Genomic DNA, 15,737 nt, shown 5'->3' on the forward strand with positions numbered 1-15,737 from the left:
CAGGGCAGGCAGCAAGCCGGGGAACAAATTGGGCCACGCACTCATTGTTGAAGACGACGAAGATTCGGCGCGCATGATCGGCGCGCTGATTGCGCGCGAGGGGCACACGGTGATGAACGCCCACTCGATCGCGGCCGCGCGCCGCATGCTCGCGATGCAGCGGGCCGACCTGCTGCTGCTCGACCTGCACCTGCCCGACGGCAACGGGTTCGACCTGCTGGACGATCCTGACATCGTGAAGGACACGGTGCTGGTGCTCATGACGGGCCAGGCGAGCCTCGAGACCTCGATCCGAGCGCTGCGCCTCGGCGCGGCCGACTACCTCGTCAAGCCGATCAATCCGCAACACCTCAAGGGGCTGCTCTCGCGGCTGATCGCGCCGTCGCAGTTGCGCGCCGAGCTCGACGAGGTGCAGGAGCTCTGGCGTGAGACCGGGCACTTCGGGCACCTGATCGGGCGCTCGCAGCCGATGCAGCGCGTCTACCGCCAGATCTCGCGCGTGGCCGGCACCGCGGTGTCGGTGTTCATCCATGGCGAGAGCGGCACCGGCAAGGAGCTGGTGGCCCGCGCGGTGCACGACCTGAGCCGGCGGCGCGAGCAGCCGTTCCTCGCGGTGAACTGCGGTGCGCTGTCGCCGCACCTGGTCGAGAGCGAGATCTTCGGCCACGAGCGCGGCAGCTTCACGGGCGCCGAGCGCCAGCACCAGGGCTTCTTCGAGCGCGCACATGGCGGCACGCTGTTCCTCGACGAGGTCACCGAGATGCCACTCGAGCTTCAGGTGAAGCTGCTGCGGGTGCTCGAGAGCGGCACTTTCATGCGCGTGGGCTCGACCCAGGTGCAGCAGACCGACGTGCGCATCATCGCGGCCACCAACCGCGACACCGGCAAGGCGCTGGCCCAGGGCGCGATCCGCGAAGACCTGCTCTACCGCCTCAACGTGTTCCCAATCTCCCTGCCGCCGTTGCGCGAGCGCGGCGAGGACGTGGTGCGGATCGCCATCAGCTTCCTGCAGGATCTCGTCCGCCAGGAGGGCGGGGCCAAGCAGTTCACGCCGCAAGCGCTGGCACGGCTGCAGGCCTATGCCTGGCCCGGCAACGTGCGCGAGCTTCGCAACGTGGTGCAGCGGGCCTGGGTGATGGCATCGGGTGACGACATCGACGAGGAATGGCTCCCCCCACCAGACGCGGCGGCCGAGGCGCCCGACCCGTGGCCGCCGACAGTGCCAGGCGGCGCGTCCGAGGGGGCCGCCAGTGGCTTCGATGCGGGGAAGAGCCGGCTGGTGGTCGAGGTGGGCACGCAGCTCGCCGACATCGAACGGCAGGTGATCCTGGCCACCTACGAGCACTGCGGGCGACACAAGGAGCGTACTGCGGCGCTGCTCGGCATCAGCATGAAGACGCTCTATAACAGGTTGAAGGAGTACCGCGAATGAGGCGGCGACGCGGCGTGCATCGGCCCGTGCCGCCGGCCTGATGATGCGGCGCCCGAAGGCTGCCTCTCGTGCAGGGTGGGCGGGCGCGCGCGGTAGCTCTCCTGCCAGGTTTGAAGCCGCAGCCTGTAGGCCGCGGCGCCGGCAGGGTCGAAGTCGGTTCCCAGGTAGTTCGCTGGATTCTCGAGCGGATGATGGGCGAAGTAACGGCTGAGTTCGTTCATGCATACCTCCAGGCGCACGAGGCGTTTTCTTGGGGTTCTCGCGCACGGCCTGCCCGGCACCCGGCAAACTGCGTGCCGCCCCCGGGACCCGATCGGTGGATGGCGGCTTGCAACCAGGAGAAAGCGCATTGGATGAGTTGAACGCCGATCCTGCCGACGACGCGGCGCCGCCGCGCCGCGGGCGGCTGCTGCCCGTGGTGGGCCTGGGTGGCTGCGCCGGCAGCCTCGAAGCCCTGCGCGCCTTCTTCGAGGCCGCGCCGGCCGATACCGGCATGGCTTTCGTCGTGGTGCTGCATCCCTGCGCTGCCCAGGAGCGCGCGGCAGTGCTCGACATGCTGCGCGCCGCCACCTGCATGCCGGTGCTGCCGGTCGACACGCGCGAGCGCATGCAGGCCGACGCGGTGCATGTGGTGGCACCCGGCAGCACGCTGCGGCTGCGCGGCGAACGCATCGAGCCGGTGGCGCTGGCGTCGGCGCGCGGCGCCCACACGGCGATCGACATGTTCTTCCGCGCGTTGGCCGACAGCCACGGCCCGAGCGCGGTGGCGGTGGTCCTGTCGGGCCGGCACGAGGACGCAGCGATCGGCCTCAAGCGCATCAAGGAGCGCGGCGGGCTCACCATCGCGCAGGCGCCGCAGGAAGCCCGCCACGCCGCGATGGTGCTGGCGTGCATCGCCACCGGCATGGTCGACTGGACCCTGCCGGTCGGCGAGATCGCTGCGCGCATCCAGGCCTACCGCCGCATCGAGTCGCAGCTCAGGCTGCCGGCCGAACAGCTGGCCCGGGAAGGCGGGGCGGGCGTGTCGCCGGTGGCGCGCGACGAAGAGTCGTCCTTCAGGGAAGTGATGGCCTTCGTGCGGCACCGCACCGGACGCGACTTCGCGCACTACAAGCGGGCCACGGTGCTGCGGCGCATCGGGCGGCGCATGCAGGTGAACGGCGCCAGCGACCTCGCGGCCTACCTGGAGTGCCTTCGCACCCGGCCAGGCGAGGCCGGCGCGTTGCAGCAGGACATGCTCGTGAGCGTGACCCACTTCTTCCGCGACGCGGCCTGCTTCGAGGCGCTGGAGGCTCGGCTGCCGACGCTGTTCGCCGGCAAGACCGCGACCGACACGGTGCGCGTCTGGGTGGCGGCGTGCGCCACCGGCGAGGAGGCGTATTCCGTGGCCATGCTGCTCAGCGAGCATGCGCAGACGCTCGAGAGCCCGCCGGCGGTGCAGGTGTTTGCCACCGACCTGAACGAAGAAGCGATCCGCACCGCGCGCGAAGGCATCTATTCGAGCGCCGCCGAGGCCGACCTGGCGGCCGACCGGCTGCGCCGCTTCTTCGTGCGCGAGCCGCGCGGCTGGCGCATACGGCGCGACCTGCGCGAGATGGTGCTGTTCGCGGTGCACGACGTGCTCAAGGACTCGCCGTTCGCGCGCATCGACCTCGCCTGCTGCCGCAACCTGCTGATCTACCTCGACCGGCAGGCGCAGGCCAAGGTGCTCGCGAAGTTGCACTTCTCGCTGCAGTCGGGCGGGCTGCTCTTCCTCGGTCCGCAGGAATCGGCCGGAGACCAGCGCACGCTGTTTTCCGCCGTCGACGCGCCGTACGGTCTCCATGTGCAGCAGGACGTGCCCCGGCCGGCGCTCCCGGTGCTCCAAGGGGCAGTGCGCCGGCTCGCGCCGGCACCGGTGGTGGCCGGCGAAGTCGCGGTGCCGCTGCCGCGCATCGCGCTCGCGCCCTTTGCCGGCACGCGTGCGATGAGCTGGGCCGAGCTGCACCTGAAGCTGCTCGACCGCCTCGGTCCGCCGTCGATCCTGCTCGATGCCGAGCACGAGATGCTGCACGTCTCGCCGGCCGCAACCGCGTTCCTGCACTTCAGCGGCGGAGAGCCGTCGCGCAACGTGCTGCGCGCCATCGTGCCCGAGCTCAGGTCCGAGCTGCAGACCGCGCTCTACCAGGCCCATGAGCGGCGGCAGCCGCTGGATGTGGGGCCGGTGCACGTGCGCCTCGGTGGGCGCGATGTCGACGTGGCCCTGGAGGTCATTCCGGTCGACGAACTCGGCGGCGCACTGCTGGTGCTGCTGCGCTCCAGCGAAGCGGCTGCTGCGCTGCGCGAGGTCGTCGTGGTGCCGCGCGCCGACCCTGCCTCCGTCGCCGGCCACCTCGAGCGCGAGGTGGAGCGCCTGAAGCAGCAGCTGCGCGAGACCGTCGAGCAGTACGAGACCTCGACCGAGGAGCTCAAGGCCAGCAACGAGGAACTGCATGCGATGAACGAGGAGCTCCAGTCGGCCACCGAGGAGCTCGAGACCAGCCGCGAGGAGCTGCAGTCGATCAACGAGGAGATCACCACCGTCAACCAGGAGCTCAAGAGCCGCGTGGACGACCTCGGCCAGGCCAACAGCGACATGCTGAACCTGATGGACGCGACCGCCATCGCCACCGTGTTCCTCGACCGTGCGTTCCGCGTCACGCGCTTCACGCCCAGCGCGGCCGCGGTGTTCAAGCTGATCGCCGCCGACGTCGGGCGCCCGCTCTCCGACCTGGCCACCTCGCTCGACTATCCGCAGCTGCCGGACGACGCGCACCGCGTGCTCGAGACGCTGCTGCCCTGCGAGCGCGAGGTCGGCGACGACCAGGGCACCTGGTACCTGGCGCGCCTGCGGCCCTACCGCACCATCGAAGACCGCATCGCCGGCGTGGTGCTGAGCTTCGTCGACATCACCGAGCGCAAGGCCGCCGAGGCCGCGCTGCGCGAGAGCGAGGAGCGGCTGCGGCTGATGCTGGAGAACGCGGTCGACTACGCCATCTTCTCGGTCGACATGGCGCGCCGCGTCACCAGCTGGAACACCGGCGCCCAGCGGCTGCTCGGCTACACCGAGCCCGAGATCCTCGGGCGCTCGGCCGACATCATCTTCACCGAGGAAGACCGCACGGCCGGCGCGCCCGAGGAAGAGGCGCGCACCGCGCTGGCGGCAGGGCGCGCGGCCGACGACCGCCAGCACAAGCGCAAGGACGGCTCGCACTTCTGGGCCAGCGGCGCGCTCATGCCGATGCACAACGGTCATGGCGCGGTGATCGGCATGGTGAAGGTGCTGCGCGACCAGAGCGAGCAGCGCGCGGCGCAGCAAGCGCTCGAAGCGGCCGATGCCGCCAAGGACCGCTTTCTCGCGGTGCTCTCGCACGAGCTGCGCAATCCGCTCGCGTCGATCAGCGGCGCGGCGCAGCTGCTGGCGCCCGAAAGCCAGCTCACGCCCGACCAGGCGCACGCCGCGCGTGTGATCCAGCGGCAGGCCTCGGCCATGAAGGCGCTGCTCGGCGACCTGCTCGACGTGTCCAGCCTGCGCATGGGCCGGCTCGCGCTGCGCCGCGAACGCTTGACGGCGCAGGCGGTGGTGGAGGCTGCCGTCGAGGCCACGCGGCCGCTGATGGAGCTCGGGCGCCATACCTTCGAGCTCGATGTCAGCGCCGAGGAAGTCAGGCTCGACGCCGACCCGATGCGCTTGACGCAGGTGCTGTCGAACCTGCTGTCGAACGCGGCCAAGTACACGCCCGACCGCGGCGTGATCCTGCTGTCGATGCACCCCGACGCCGCGGCGCGCGAGGCGGTGTTCACGGTGACGGACAACGGCATCGGCATGGAGCCCGATACCGTCCAGGCGATGTTCGAGATGTTCACGCAGAGCGTGCGTTCGCACGACCGCGCGGCCGGCGGGCTTGGCATCGGGCTGGCGCTGGTGCGCAGCATCGTCGAGATGCACAGCGGCAGCGTCATGGGCGAGAGCGCGGGCAGCGGGCACGGCAGCCGCTTCACGGTGCGCATTCCGCTCGCGCGCAGCGAGGCGCAGGCCGCCGGTGCCGAGCACGTGGCGAACCTGCCGCCGCCGGGGCCCGGACAGCCGCCGGTGTCGGAGCGGGCCTTGCGCGTGCTGCTGGCCGATGACAACGCCGATGCGCTCTGGGGCATGGCGCGGGTGCTGTCGATCTCGGGCTTCCACGTGGAGACGGCCGAGAACGGCATCGACGCGCTGCGCATCGCCGAGGCGTTGCGCCCCGATGCCGCCGTGCTCGACGTCGACATGCCGGGGCTCGACGGCCACGAGGTGGCACGGCGCATCCGATCGCAACCCTGGGGACGCGGGCTGCTGCTGGTGGCCGCCACCGGTTGGAGCCAACCCGAAGACAAGCAGATGGCGCTGGCGGCGGGCTTCGACGAGCATCTCGTCAAGCCGGTGGCCCTGGGCGACGTGCAGCGCCTGCTGCGGAACCGGCGCGTCTCGGGCTGACGGCCGCGGGCATGCGGATTGCCGCAAAGGTGCATCTTCGCGTACTTGCTTCTGCACGCCAGGAATGTCCCAGCCTTATGCCTCCCTGCAAGCGATCTGCATCGGCGCCTCTTCGGGCGGCGTCAATGCGATGCTCCAGTTCGTTGCCGCACTGCCGGCCGGCTTTCCGGCGCCGATCTTCCTGGTGCAGCACATCGGCGCTCACCGCAGCCAGCTCGCGTCGCTGCTGGACACCCGCGGACCCAACCGCGCGGTGGAAGCGAGGCCGGGGGATGTGCCCACCGCCGGCACGATCTACGTGGCGCCGTCCGACCACCACATGCTGCTCGACGGCGGCGTGATCCGCCTGAACCGCGGGCCGAAGGAACACCATGCCCGTCCCGCCATCGATCCGCTGTTCCGCTCCGTCGCGCTCGAGTGCGGGCCGCGTGCCGTCGGCGTGGTCCTCACCGGCATGCTCGACGACGGCAGCGCGGGGCTGCGCGCCATCAAGGACTGCGGCGGCCTCGCGGTGGTGCAGGACCCGGCCGAGGCGCACGAGCCCGGCATGCCGCGCGCGGCAATGGCTGCAACGCAGGTGGACCACGTGGTGAAGCTCGCGGCGCTGCCGGGGCTGCTGATCCAACTGGCCGGGCCGCGCGACGCCGTGGCGGCCGCGGCAGTGTCGTCGACACTGCGCGACGAATATGAAATCGGTCTCGGAGGATCCACCGTGGAAAAGCTCAAAGCCATTGCCGAGCCCTCGATGTTCACGTGCCCCGACTGCGGCGGCGTGCTGTTCGAACTCAACGACAAGCGGCCGGTGCGCTACCGCTGCCACACCGGCCACGCCTTCAGCCTGCGCAGCCTGGCGGCCACGCAGGAAGAAGTGACCGACGGCGCGCTCTGGACCAGCCTGCGCACACTGCAGGAGAAGGAATCGATCCTGCGCCGCCTGGCCGCGATGCAGCGCGACGACGGCACCGGCGACCCCGAGGGCAGCCTGCGCGAGGCCGACGACCTGGCGGCCGTGAGCGCCGCGCTTCGCAAGCTCACGCTGAAGGCGCCGAGCCCGTCGGGCTTCGCCGTGCGCTGAGGCCCGGCGCCTTCTTTTCTTTCTTTCTTACCTACTTCGCCTTCTTCTTCTTGGCACCCGCGGCCGGGCCGTCGTCGGCCGGGCCCGACGCGGGCCCTTCGCCCATGCCGAGCTCGGCACCGGTGAGCGGGTCGCCGGCGGGCTGCGACTGCGTGCGCTCGGCCATCTGCTGCAGCGTGGCCGCATCGGCGTCGTCGAGCTCGACGGTCGCGAGTCCGTCGCCGCCGTCGACCGGGCCCGAGTCCTGGGTGACGGGCACGAAGTCCCAGCGCTCGCCCTGGTTCCACGGCCCGCGCAGGTCCGCTTCGCCCTTCGACATGCGGAAGTACACGCTGGTAAAGCGCGGATCGCCCGGCAGCTTGCCCGGCGGAAAGTTCGGCTCGATCGCGTACAGCGCCTTCTCGAACGACTTCTGGTGCGCGATCTCGCGCGTCATGAGGAAGGTCAGCGCGTCCTTCACGCCGGGGTCGTCGGTGAGGTTGATCAGGCGCTCGTAGACGATCTTTGCGCGCGCCTCGGCCGCGATGTTCGAGCGCAGGTCGGCCGTGGGTTCGCCGATGGTGTCGATGTACGCCGCGGTCCAGGGCACGCCGGCCGAATTGACCAGCGGCGGGCCGCCGCCGTAGAGCACCTGCGTGATGTGGCTGTCGTTGCCCGCGCCGGTGATGGTGCGGTACATCTCGCCTTCTTCCTCCACGCCTTCGGCAAGCCGGCCCTTGGCGCCCTTGTTGAGCATGCCGACGATGGTGCCGATGATCTCGAGGTGGCTCAGCTCCTCGGTGGAGATGTCGAACAGCATGTCCTTGCGGCCGGGATCGTCTTCGCCGAGCGCCTGGGTGAAGTAGCGGCAGGCTGCCGCGAGTTCGCCCTGAGGACCGCCGAACTGTTCGAGCATGAGGTTGGCGAGGCCGGGATTGGTCTCGCTGACGCGCACCGTGTATTGCAGGCGCTTGTTGTGAGAGAACATGGGGACTGCTCCTTTGTTGGGTGGGGTCTGTTGTCGATCGAACGGCTGCGCGCTCGGCGCCGCCGCAGCTTCTTGCGGGCAAGCGGCGTGCCCTCCGGCGTGCGGCGGCGGCTGACACGCCGACGCGAAACGGCCTTGCTTGGGCCCCGCGTGCGCGTCCCAAACATGGCTGCGTGTTCCCTGCGTTTCTTTCATCCACCGACCTCACTTTTTCGAAGGAAGTCACATGCCCGTCAAGAACATTTCCGATCTCTTCGTCCACGAGCTTTCCGACACCTACAGTGCCGAGAAGCAGATGACGAGGTCGCTGCCGAAGCTCGCGCGCGCCGCCACCGACGAAGGCCTCGCCTTGGCCTTCGAGACCCACCTGGAAGAGACGCGCGGCCAGGTCGAGCGCATCGAGCAGATCGCCGAACTGCTGAAGATCAAGCTCAAACGCATCAAGTGCGAAGGCATGGCCGGCCTCGTCGAGGAAGGCGATTCGCTGATCGACCAGATCGAGAAGGGGCCGGTGCTCGACGCGGCACTGATTGGCGCCGCGCGCAAGGTCGAGCACTACGAGATCGCCGGCTACCACTCGCTGTGCACGTTGGCCAAGCAACTGGGTCACGCCGACGCCATCGAGCTGCTCGAAGCCTCGCTGGCCGAGGAGACCGCCACCGACGGCAAGCTCAGCGCGCTGGCCGAAGCGCAGGCGGTGCAGAAGGCCGTTACTGCCGATTGAGGGCGAGCGGGCACGCCGCTTGCCGGTGAACGGGTCGGCGCGCAAGGGTTGCGCGCACAGGCCCGCACTGTTTCGCGGATCGAAGGAAAGCACTTCAATGGACGATCAACAAGATCGCACGCGCGCCCCGCGCGGTTTTGCGAGGATGGACCCCAAGCGCCAGCGGGAGATTGCGCGCCAGGGCGGGCGTGCCGCGCACCGTCTGGGGCTGGCCCATGAGTTCACCCCTGAGGAAGCGCGAAGTGCGCGCGCCAAGAGCCTTGCCGCGCGTGCCATGGCGTCGGCCGTGCCGCCGGAGCCGCAGCCGCAGCCGGAATGACCGTCATGCCCGCGCCGGGCATCGGCGCGGGCGACGGTGGCGAGCGCTGCACGGCCTGCGGCGGCACCGGCAAGGTCAACGTGGGAGTGGGCGGCGGCTGACGAGCGCTGCCGAGGGGGTCAGCTGCCTCGGTCGGGCACCAGCCGCGACTGCTGTTCCTGCAGCGTCTAGCGGCCCGCCTGCGCGCCCTTCGGGTGCTGGTGCTCGGTGCCGGTGGGATCGGCGATCTGCACCGGCGTGCCCTTCAGCCAGCTGTCGGCGCCTTCGGCGATCGGGGGCGACGGAATGTCTTCGCGCTGCTTTCTCTTTTCCATCGAGTCGACACCGAAGCGCTTGTCGCGCTCGGCCACCATCGCGGGGTCGATCTGGCCGTCGGCGGTGAACCCCATCATGAGCTGCGGAATGCCGATCGGCAGCTCTTTCTGCAGGTCGGTGTGCCAAGTGTGGAAGGTCTTGCCGTAGGTGCCGACCAGCTTCTGCATCAGCGCGTGCTCGGCTGCCTGCGGAATGCCCGGCGCGATCAGCTGCCCCGACTTGACCTCGTGCACATGGCTGTGCCAGAGCGCTTTTTCCTGCGGGGGCAGCATCTGGAACAGGCGCTCGCTCACGATGTACTCGACGCCCATGATCTTTGCGGCTCGGGTGTTGCCGTCGTAGATCACGCACTGGATGAGCTCCTCGTTGAGCACGGCGCAGTAGTGGTGTGCCTCCATCTGGGCCTTCAGGTTGCCGCTGTAGAAGTGAAAGCCGTCGAGGTAGGCGTTGAGCGCTTCGATCGGCGGCTTGTCCTGCAGCGCCGCGGCGCCTTTCTCTAGCGCGGCGGTCTTCGCGCCCGTACCGGCACCGGGCGCTTCGACGTTGGATGCGGTGTTGCTGCCGCCGCAGCCCGCGAGCAGCGCGCCCGCGGCAAGGGTGATGGTGATGGCAAGGGCTGGGGTGGAAGGGCGCATGGCCGAGAACCTCGTGAAGCGGGTGGGCATGACCCGCGACCTTGCGCCGCGGGCATGTCGCATCGGCAAGCGGCCGTCGCGAGCGCCTGTAGGATCAGTGCGAATCCGGCATCGCGGACCGCAGGGTCGCGCGCCGGACTCCGCCAGGGGGGCAGAATCGGGGCTGGAACGCCACACGCTGGCAGGCACGCAAGCGGCGGCTGCGCAACGACACCTTCATGCCAAAACCGCCCACGCCCCCGCCGTCTTCGTCCAACGAACCCGAACTCGTGCCGAGCACGCTGGACATGCCCGTGGTCGGCATCGGCGCCTCCGCGGGCGGGCTCGAGGCGCTGATCCGCTTCTTCGAAGGGATGCCGCCGGAGCCGGGCATGGCGTTCGCGGTGATCCTGCACCTGTCGCCCGAGCACCAGAGCAGTGCCCCGGAGATCCTGCAGCGCGCCACCGCGATGCCGGTCACGCAGGTCACGCAGGTGGTGCCCATCCGGGTCAACCACGTCTACGTGATCCCGCCGGGCGTCGAGCTGATGATGAACGACGGCCACCTGCAGCCCGTTCCCAGCGAGCGCATCAAGGGCCGGCACGTGGCGGTGGACGTGTTCTTCCGCACGATGGCCGAGGTGCACGACCGGCGCGCCGTCTGCGTCGTGATGTCGGGCACCGGCAGCGATGGGGCGGTCGGCCTCACGCACGTGAAGGAGAACGGCGGCCTCGCGATAGCGCAGTCGCCCGAGGATGCAGGACATGACGGCATGCCACGCGCGGCGATCGGTACCGGCATGGTCGACATCGTGCTGCCGGCCGCGCAGATGGGCCAGCGCCTCGTCGAGCACTGGCGCAATGCGAAGCAGATCCGGCTGCCCGGCGCGAATGAGCCCGCAGCGGCCGGCCAGGAGCCCGGCGGGCCGTCCGCGGCTGCACTGGCCGAAGAAGCGCTGCAGGAGATCATGGGGCTGCTGCGCACTTACACCCGGCACGACTTTCACCACTACAAGCGCGCCACGGTGCTGCGCCGCATCGAGCGCCGGCTGCAGGTGAACCGCATCGCCGACCTGCCGGCCTACCGCGACTTCCTGAAGGCGCATCCCGAGGAAGCGACCCCGCTGCTGCAGGACATGCTCATCAGCGTGACCAACTTCTTTCGCGACCCCGATGCCTTCGAGGCGCTGGCGCGCGAGGCGCTGCCCACGCTGATCGAGGGCCTGCAGCCGGGCGAGCAGGTGCGCGCGTGGGTGGCGGGCTGTGCGACCGGCGAGGAAGCCTATTCGCTGAGCATGCTGCTGCGCGAGGGGATCGACGCGCAGTCCAAGCCGCTCGACATCCAGATCTTCGCCACCGACATCGACGAACGCGCCATCGCCTCGGCGCGCAGGGGCCTCTATGCCCAGGGCATCGCGGAAGACCTCTCGCCTACGCGGCTGAGGCAGTACTTCGTGGCCGATCAGGACCAGTTCCGGGTGGCCACCGTGGTGCGCGAGCCGGTGCTGTTCGCGTTGCACAACCTGCTGCGCGATCCGCCGTTCTCGCGGCTCGACCTGATCTGCTGCCGCAACCTGCTGATCTATCTCGACCGCGCGGCGCAGGCCCATGTGCTCGAAATGTTCCGCATGGCGCTCAAGCCGGGCGGCTACCTGTTTCTCGGCACCTCGGAATCGATCGATGCGGTCGGGAGCATGTTCACGGCCGTCGACAAGAAGAACCGCATCTACCGCGCGAACCCGGGACCGGCGGCCGTGCGCCAGCTGCCGCTGATCAGCGATGCGCCAGCGCGGCCCGGCGGCGCCGGTGCGATCCAGACGTTGCGCGCGCGCAAGCACCCCGATCGGCCGACCTTCGCGGAGCTGCACCAGCGTGCGCTCGAGCAGTTTTCGCCGCCGAGCGTTCTCATCAATGGCGAGCACGAGGTGCTGCACCTGTCGAACGGTGTCGGCCGCTTTCTGGAGCGCGCCGGCGGCGAGCCGTCGAACAACCTGCTGAACAACGTGCGGCCCGACCTGCGGCTCGAGCTGCGCACCGCGCTCTTCAAGGCCGGGCAGACGGCCCGCAGCGTGGAGACCCGGCTGGTGCAGAAGCGCGAGGACGGACGCCAGGTGTTCCTCAACATCACGGTGCGCCCGCTGCAGCAGGACGACCAAGGCGCGCCGCAGCTCACGCTCGTGGTGTTCGACGAGGTCGAGGAAAGCATGCGCCCCGAAGGCGGCGAGCCCGCGCACGCGGCGCGCGAGCTGCTGATCGGGCAGATGGAGGACGAGGTGCGCCAGCTGAAGATGCACCTACAGGAGACCATCGAAAGCTCCGAAACCTCCAACGAGGAGCTCAAGGCGTCCAACGAGGAACTGCAGGCGATCAACGAGGAACTGCGCTCGGCCACCGAAGAGCTGGAGACCAGCAAGGAAGAGCTGCAGTCGATGAACGAGGAGCTCGTCACCGTCAACTACGAGCTCAAGATGAAGGTCGAGGAGCGCGGCCACATCAACGACGACCTGCAGAACCTGATCGCCTCGTCCGAGATCGCGACTGTGTTCGTGACCCGCGGCATGCACATCAAGCGCTACACGCCGCATGCGAGCAGCCTGTTCAACCTGATTCCCTCCGACATCGGGCGCTCGCTGTTCGACATCACGAGCCGGCTCGATTATCCCGAGCTGGCGAGCGACACCGCGTCGGCCTTCAAGGACCTGCGCACCACCGAGCGGCACGTCACGAGCGTGGACGGGCGGCACTTTCTGGCGCGCATCCTTCCGTACCGCACCGCCGAAGACAAGATCGAGGGCGCGATCCTCAATTTCTTCGACATCACCGACCTGCATGCCGCCGAGGAGCGGGTGCGCGCGGGCGAAGAGCGGCTGCGGCTGGTGGCGGCCACCACGCGCGACTTCGCGATCATCACCACCGACGAGAACGGCCTGATCACCACCTGGAACGCGGGCGCCCAGCGCATCTTCGGCTACGCGGAAGAAGAAATGCTGCGCCAGCCCCTGGCGACGATCTTCACCGCGGAAGACCGGGCGCGCGGCGTGCCCGAAGGCGAGATGCGTCGCGCGCTCGAACTCGGCCGCGCGGAAGACGAGCGCTGGCACCTGCGAAAGGACGGCAGCCGCTTCTTCTGCAGCGGCGTGACGACACCGCTCGAGCTGTCAACGGGGCGCGGCTTCGCCAAGATCGCGCGCGACATGACGGGCACCAAGCAGCACGAGCTCGCGCAGGAGCACCGCCTGCTGAAAGAGAAGAAGGCCAGCCTCAGCGCGCAGATGGCCAACGAGCTCAAGGACCGCTTCCTGGCCGTGATGTCGCACGAGCTCAAGCAGCCGCTGAACCTGATCCAGATGAGCGCCGAGCTGCTGGTGCACCTGCCCGCGACCGCCGCCGATCCGGCCGTGCAGCGCGTGGGCGACACGATCAAGCGCGCGGTGGCGAGCCAGACGCGCATCATCAACGACCTGCTCGATCTGTCGCGCATCCGCACCGGCAAGCTGCGGCTCAACCGCGTGGCGGTGAACCTCGGCGAGCTGGTGCAGGCCGCCGCGCAGGCGGCGCTGAGCAGTGCGGGCGGCAAGCAGATCGTGCTGCAGGTCGACTGCGAGGAAGGCGTGGTCTGCGACGGCGACCGCGTGCGCATCGAGCAGATCGCCTGGAACCTGCTGAGCAACGCGGTCAAGTTCACGCCCGAGGGCGGACGCATCTCGGCGCGCGTGTCGGCCGACGACGGCTACGGCCGGCTGACGGTGAGCGACACCGGCTGCGGCATCGCGGCCGAATTCTTGCCGCATGTGTTCGGCATGTTCAACCAGGCCGACAGCGACACCGCGCCGTCGAACGGCGGGCTGGGCATCGGCCTCGCGCTGGTGCAGGAGCTCGCGCGCGCGCATGGCGGCCGCGTCGAGGTGACCTCGCCGGGCGTGGGGCAGGGCGCCGAGTTCAGCGTGTGGCTGCCGCGCATGGGTGTGTCGATCCCGGCGCCGGCGGAGGCGCCCGCGGCCGAAGTCGACCTGCACGGCTGGCGCGTGCTGGCGGTGGACGACTATGCCGACGCCCTGGCGCCGTTCGCCGAGGTGCTGCGGCTCGAGGGCGCGATCGTCGACGTGGCGCAGAGCGCGAAGCGGGGCCTCGAGTTGCTCGAGGCGAACACCTATGACCTGCTGGTGTCCGATCTCGGCATGCCCGAGATGGACGGCTACCAGTTCATCGCCGAAGTGCGCCGCAGGCCCGTCACGAGCGATTTGCGCGCCATCGCGATGAGCGGCTTCGGCCGCCGCTCCGATGCGCGCCGCGCGCTCGAAGCCGGCTTCAGCGCGCACCTGCCCAAGCCGGCGTCGATCGAAGAGCTCAAGGCGGCGATAGGGAAGATCTGACGACGAAGCCGCTGGCCGGCGCGAGCCATTCGGCCTCGGCCGCCGCAGCGGCCATCGAGCTGCCCGTGAACAGCACGCGCTCCTCGGCGAGCAAGAACTGCAGCGCGGTGCTGCTGCCTTCCGGCGCGGCCTGCATCACCTGCAGCGTGGTGCCGCCCCCGAGGGACAGGCGCTCACCGGGCGCGGGGCAGTGCACCGATGCGTCAGGCCACGAGGAGGCAAGCTGCGCGAGTGCGGCTTCCGACGCCGGCGTGCGCGCCGCGGTCGACAGCAGCCAACCCACGGGCCCGGGTGCCACGGCGGCCGTGGCGCCCGGCATCGGGTCGATCAACGCGAACGGGCCTTCCGCTGCGCCGACGAAATAGCTGTGCGGTCCCGCATCGCCGCCATCGCCCGCCACGCGGCGGATCCGTGCCGTGAGCTGCGTCAGGTCGCCGGGCGAGAGCGCATAGCGCCCGGGGCCGCCGCGGCCCGAGCCATCAGGGTCGACGAGGCCGATCTCCGCGTAGGCGGCTTCGTCGATGTTCACCGCGCGGCGTCCGGCGGGGCCGTCGGCCAGGCGCGGCATGTTGAGCGGCAGGCGCGCCAGGCCGCGCGCATGCGTCATGCATTCCGCGGCGCTTGCAAAACCCGCGAGCGCTTCGAGCGTGCGCCGCGTCACGTTCATGAGCTTGAGCCCGCGGCGCGCGTCCACCGCCTCCGCGGGCCGCAGCCACATGTGCGCGACGGTCTCGCGGCCATCGGGAATCACGCTCTGGCCGGCCGGCATCTGGGCGATGAAGAAGCGCGTGTCGAAGCGGCGCGGCATGCCGGGCGGCGTGAGCCAATGGCTGAAGTAGGCGAGCCGGTCGATCGCGAGCCGCCAGCCGTGGGCGTCGCACATCGCGAGCAGCGCATCGGTGCCTTGCTCGGCGGCATGGCGCATCGCCTCGAGCCGGCCGGGCGCGAACCCGTCGAGCTCGACCACCCGGTCTTCGGCGTCGCAGGCGAACAGCACGCCCGCTTCCTCGAAGCACTCGCGCACCGCGGCGGCGTAGTAGTCGAGGCCGCCCTCGGCCACGCCGAGGCGCGCGCTCGCGCCGCGGTCATCGAGGCCCTGGCACATCAGGTGCAGGCGGCGGTCGTGGGCATCGAGCACGCCGCCTGGGAACACGCTGGCGCCGCTGTTCTGGTCGTCGGCTTTTTCGGCGCGGCGCAGCAGCAGCACTTCCATGCCGGCCGGGCCGTCGCGCAGGAGGATCAGGGTGGCGGCATGGCGGATCGGGCGCGCGGGGATCGCCGGGACCACCGGGACTACCGGGACTACCGGGACTACCGGGGAAGAGGAATTCATGGGCGCCGATTGTCGGGCCATCGCGGCTCGGGCGCTTGGCGGCTCAGTCCTTGGGTGTCAGCGGCCCTGCAGCGCCGCCGGCCGGCGAGTTGG

Annotated in this window: 10 protein-coding genes; 6 read left to right on the plus strand and 4 right to left on the minus strand. The window is 70.0% G+C overall.

Features of this window, described 5'->3' with window-relative positions; all coding sequences use genetic code 11:
• The first annotated feature begins 28 nt into the window (after nt 1–28).
• Nucleotides 29–1,432 carry a sigma-54-dependent transcriptional regulator gene (locus tag AC3A6J_RS04295; protein ID WP_487858676.1) on the plus strand — a complete coding sequence of 468 codons (1,404 nt, stop codon included), beginning with the start codon at nt 29–31 and terminating at the stop codon, nt 1,430–1,432.
• Here AC3A6J_RS04295 and AC3A6J_RS04300 read toward each other — a convergent pair.
• On the minus strand, nt 1,402–1,653 hold the full coding sequence (locus AC3A6J_RS04300; protein WP_487858677.1) for a hypothetical protein: 252 nt from the start codon (nt 1,651–1,653) through the stop codon (nt 1,402–1,404). The two genes, AC3A6J_RS04295 and AC3A6J_RS04300, sit on opposite strands and share 31 nt — an antisense overlap.
• A 128-nt stretch (nt 1,654–1,781) precedes the next feature.
• On the opposite strand from AC3A6J_RS04300, the gene AC3A6J_RS04305 reads away from it, so the two are divergent.
• On the plus strand, nt 1,782–5,924 hold the full coding sequence (locus AC3A6J_RS04305) for a CheR family methyltransferase (RefSeq protein WP_487858678.1): 4,143 nt from the start codon (nt 1,782–1,784) through the stop codon (nt 5,922–5,924).
• A 64-nt stretch (nt 5,925–5,988) separates the two neighbouring features.
• Nucleotides 5,989–6,999: a chemotaxis protein CheB gene (locus AC3A6J_RS04310; RefSeq protein ID WP_487858679.1), complete on the plus strand. Its 1,011-nt coding sequence runs from the start codon at nt 5,989–5,991 to the stop codon at nt 6,997–6,999.
• 31 nt (nt 7,000–7,030) lie between these two features.
• Here AC3A6J_RS04310 and AC3A6J_RS04315 read toward each other — a convergent pair whose 3' ends face one another.
• Entirely contained in the window at nt 7,031–7,966 is a 936-nt protein-coding gene (locus tag AC3A6J_RS04315) for a manganese catalase family protein (protein ID WP_487858680.1), read from the minus strand.
• A gap of 226 nt (nt 7,967–8,192) precedes the next feature.
• Between AC3A6J_RS04315 and AC3A6J_RS04320 the strand changes: the two genes are divergently transcribed.
• Both AC3A6J_RS04320 and AC3A6J_RS04325 read left to right on the plus strand, forming a co-directional pair.
• On the plus strand, nt 8,193–8,690 hold the full coding sequence (locus AC3A6J_RS04320; RefSeq protein ID WP_487858681.1) for a YciE/YciF ferroxidase family protein: 498 nt from the start codon (nt 8,193–8,195) through the stop codon (nt 8,688–8,690).
• A gap of 97 nt (nt 8,691–8,787) precedes the next feature.
• Nucleotides 8,788–9,009 carry a KGG domain-containing protein gene (locus AC3A6J_RS04325; protein WP_487858682.1) on the plus strand — a complete coding sequence of 74 codons (222 nt, stop codon included), beginning with the start codon at nt 8,788–8,790 and terminating at the stop codon, nt 9,007–9,009.
• 167 nt (nt 9,010–9,176) lie between these two features.
• On the opposite strand, the gene AC3A6J_RS04330 is transcribed toward AC3A6J_RS04325, so the two are convergent.
• Entirely contained in the window at nt 9,177–9,959 is a 783-nt protein-coding gene (locus AC3A6J_RS04330) for an OBAP family protein (RefSeq protein WP_487858683.1), read from the minus strand.
• Nucleotides 9,960–10,177: 218 nt separating this feature from the next.
• On the opposite strand from AC3A6J_RS04330, the gene AC3A6J_RS04335 reads away from it, so the two are divergent.
• The gene (locus tag AC3A6J_RS04335; RefSeq protein WP_487858684.1) at nt 10,178–14,311 is read left to right on the plus strand and encodes a CheR family methyltransferase; all 4,134 of its coding nucleotides are present in this window, start codon (nt 10,178–10,180) and stop codon (nt 14,309–14,311) included.
• Here the strand turns inward: AC3A6J_RS04335 and AC3A6J_RS04340 are convergent.
• Nucleotides 14,286–15,644 carry an NUDIX hydrolase gene (locus tag AC3A6J_RS04340; RefSeq protein WP_487858685.1) on the minus strand — a complete coding sequence of 453 codons (1,359 nt, stop codon included), beginning with the start codon at nt 15,642–15,644 and terminating at the stop codon, nt 14,286–14,288. The genes AC3A6J_RS04335 and AC3A6J_RS04340 overlap by 26 nt on opposite strands.
• Nucleotides 15,645–15,737: the final 93 nt, after the last annotated feature.

Source organism: Variovorax sp. Soil_C_39 (assembly GCF_057656815.1).

Coding starts and splice junctions, on each gene's coding strand:
- AC3A6J_RS04325 (WP_487858682.1), top strand. CDS start 8,788: ATGGACGATCAACAAGATCGCACGCGCGCCCCGCGCGGTTTTGCGAGG.
- AC3A6J_RS04335 (WP_487858684.1), top strand. CDS start 10,178: ATGCCAAAACCGCCCACGCCCCCGCCGTCTTCGTCCAACGAACCCGAA.
- AC3A6J_RS04315 (WP_487858680.1), bottom strand. CDS start 7,966: ATGTTCTCTCACAACAAGCGCCTGCAATACACGGTGCGCGTCAGCGAG.
- AC3A6J_RS04320 (WP_487858681.1), top strand. CDS start 8,193: ATGCCCGTCAAGAACATTTCCGATCTCTTCGTCCACGAGCTTTCCGAC.
- AC3A6J_RS04300 (WP_487858677.1), bottom strand. CDS start 1,653: ATGAACGAACTCAGCCGTTACTTCGCCCATCATCCGCTCGAGAATCCA.
- AC3A6J_RS04340 (WP_487858685.1), bottom strand. CDS start 15,644: ATGAATTCCTCTTCCCCGGTAGTCCCGGTAGTCCCGGTAGTCCCGGTG.
- AC3A6J_RS04310 (WP_487858679.1), top strand. CDS start 5,989: ATGTCCCAGCCTTATGCCTCCCTGCAAGCGATCTGCATCGGCGCCTCT.
- AC3A6J_RS04330 (WP_487858683.1), bottom strand. CDS start 9,959: ATGCGCCCTTCCACCCCAGCCCTTGCCATCACCATCACCCTTGCCGCG.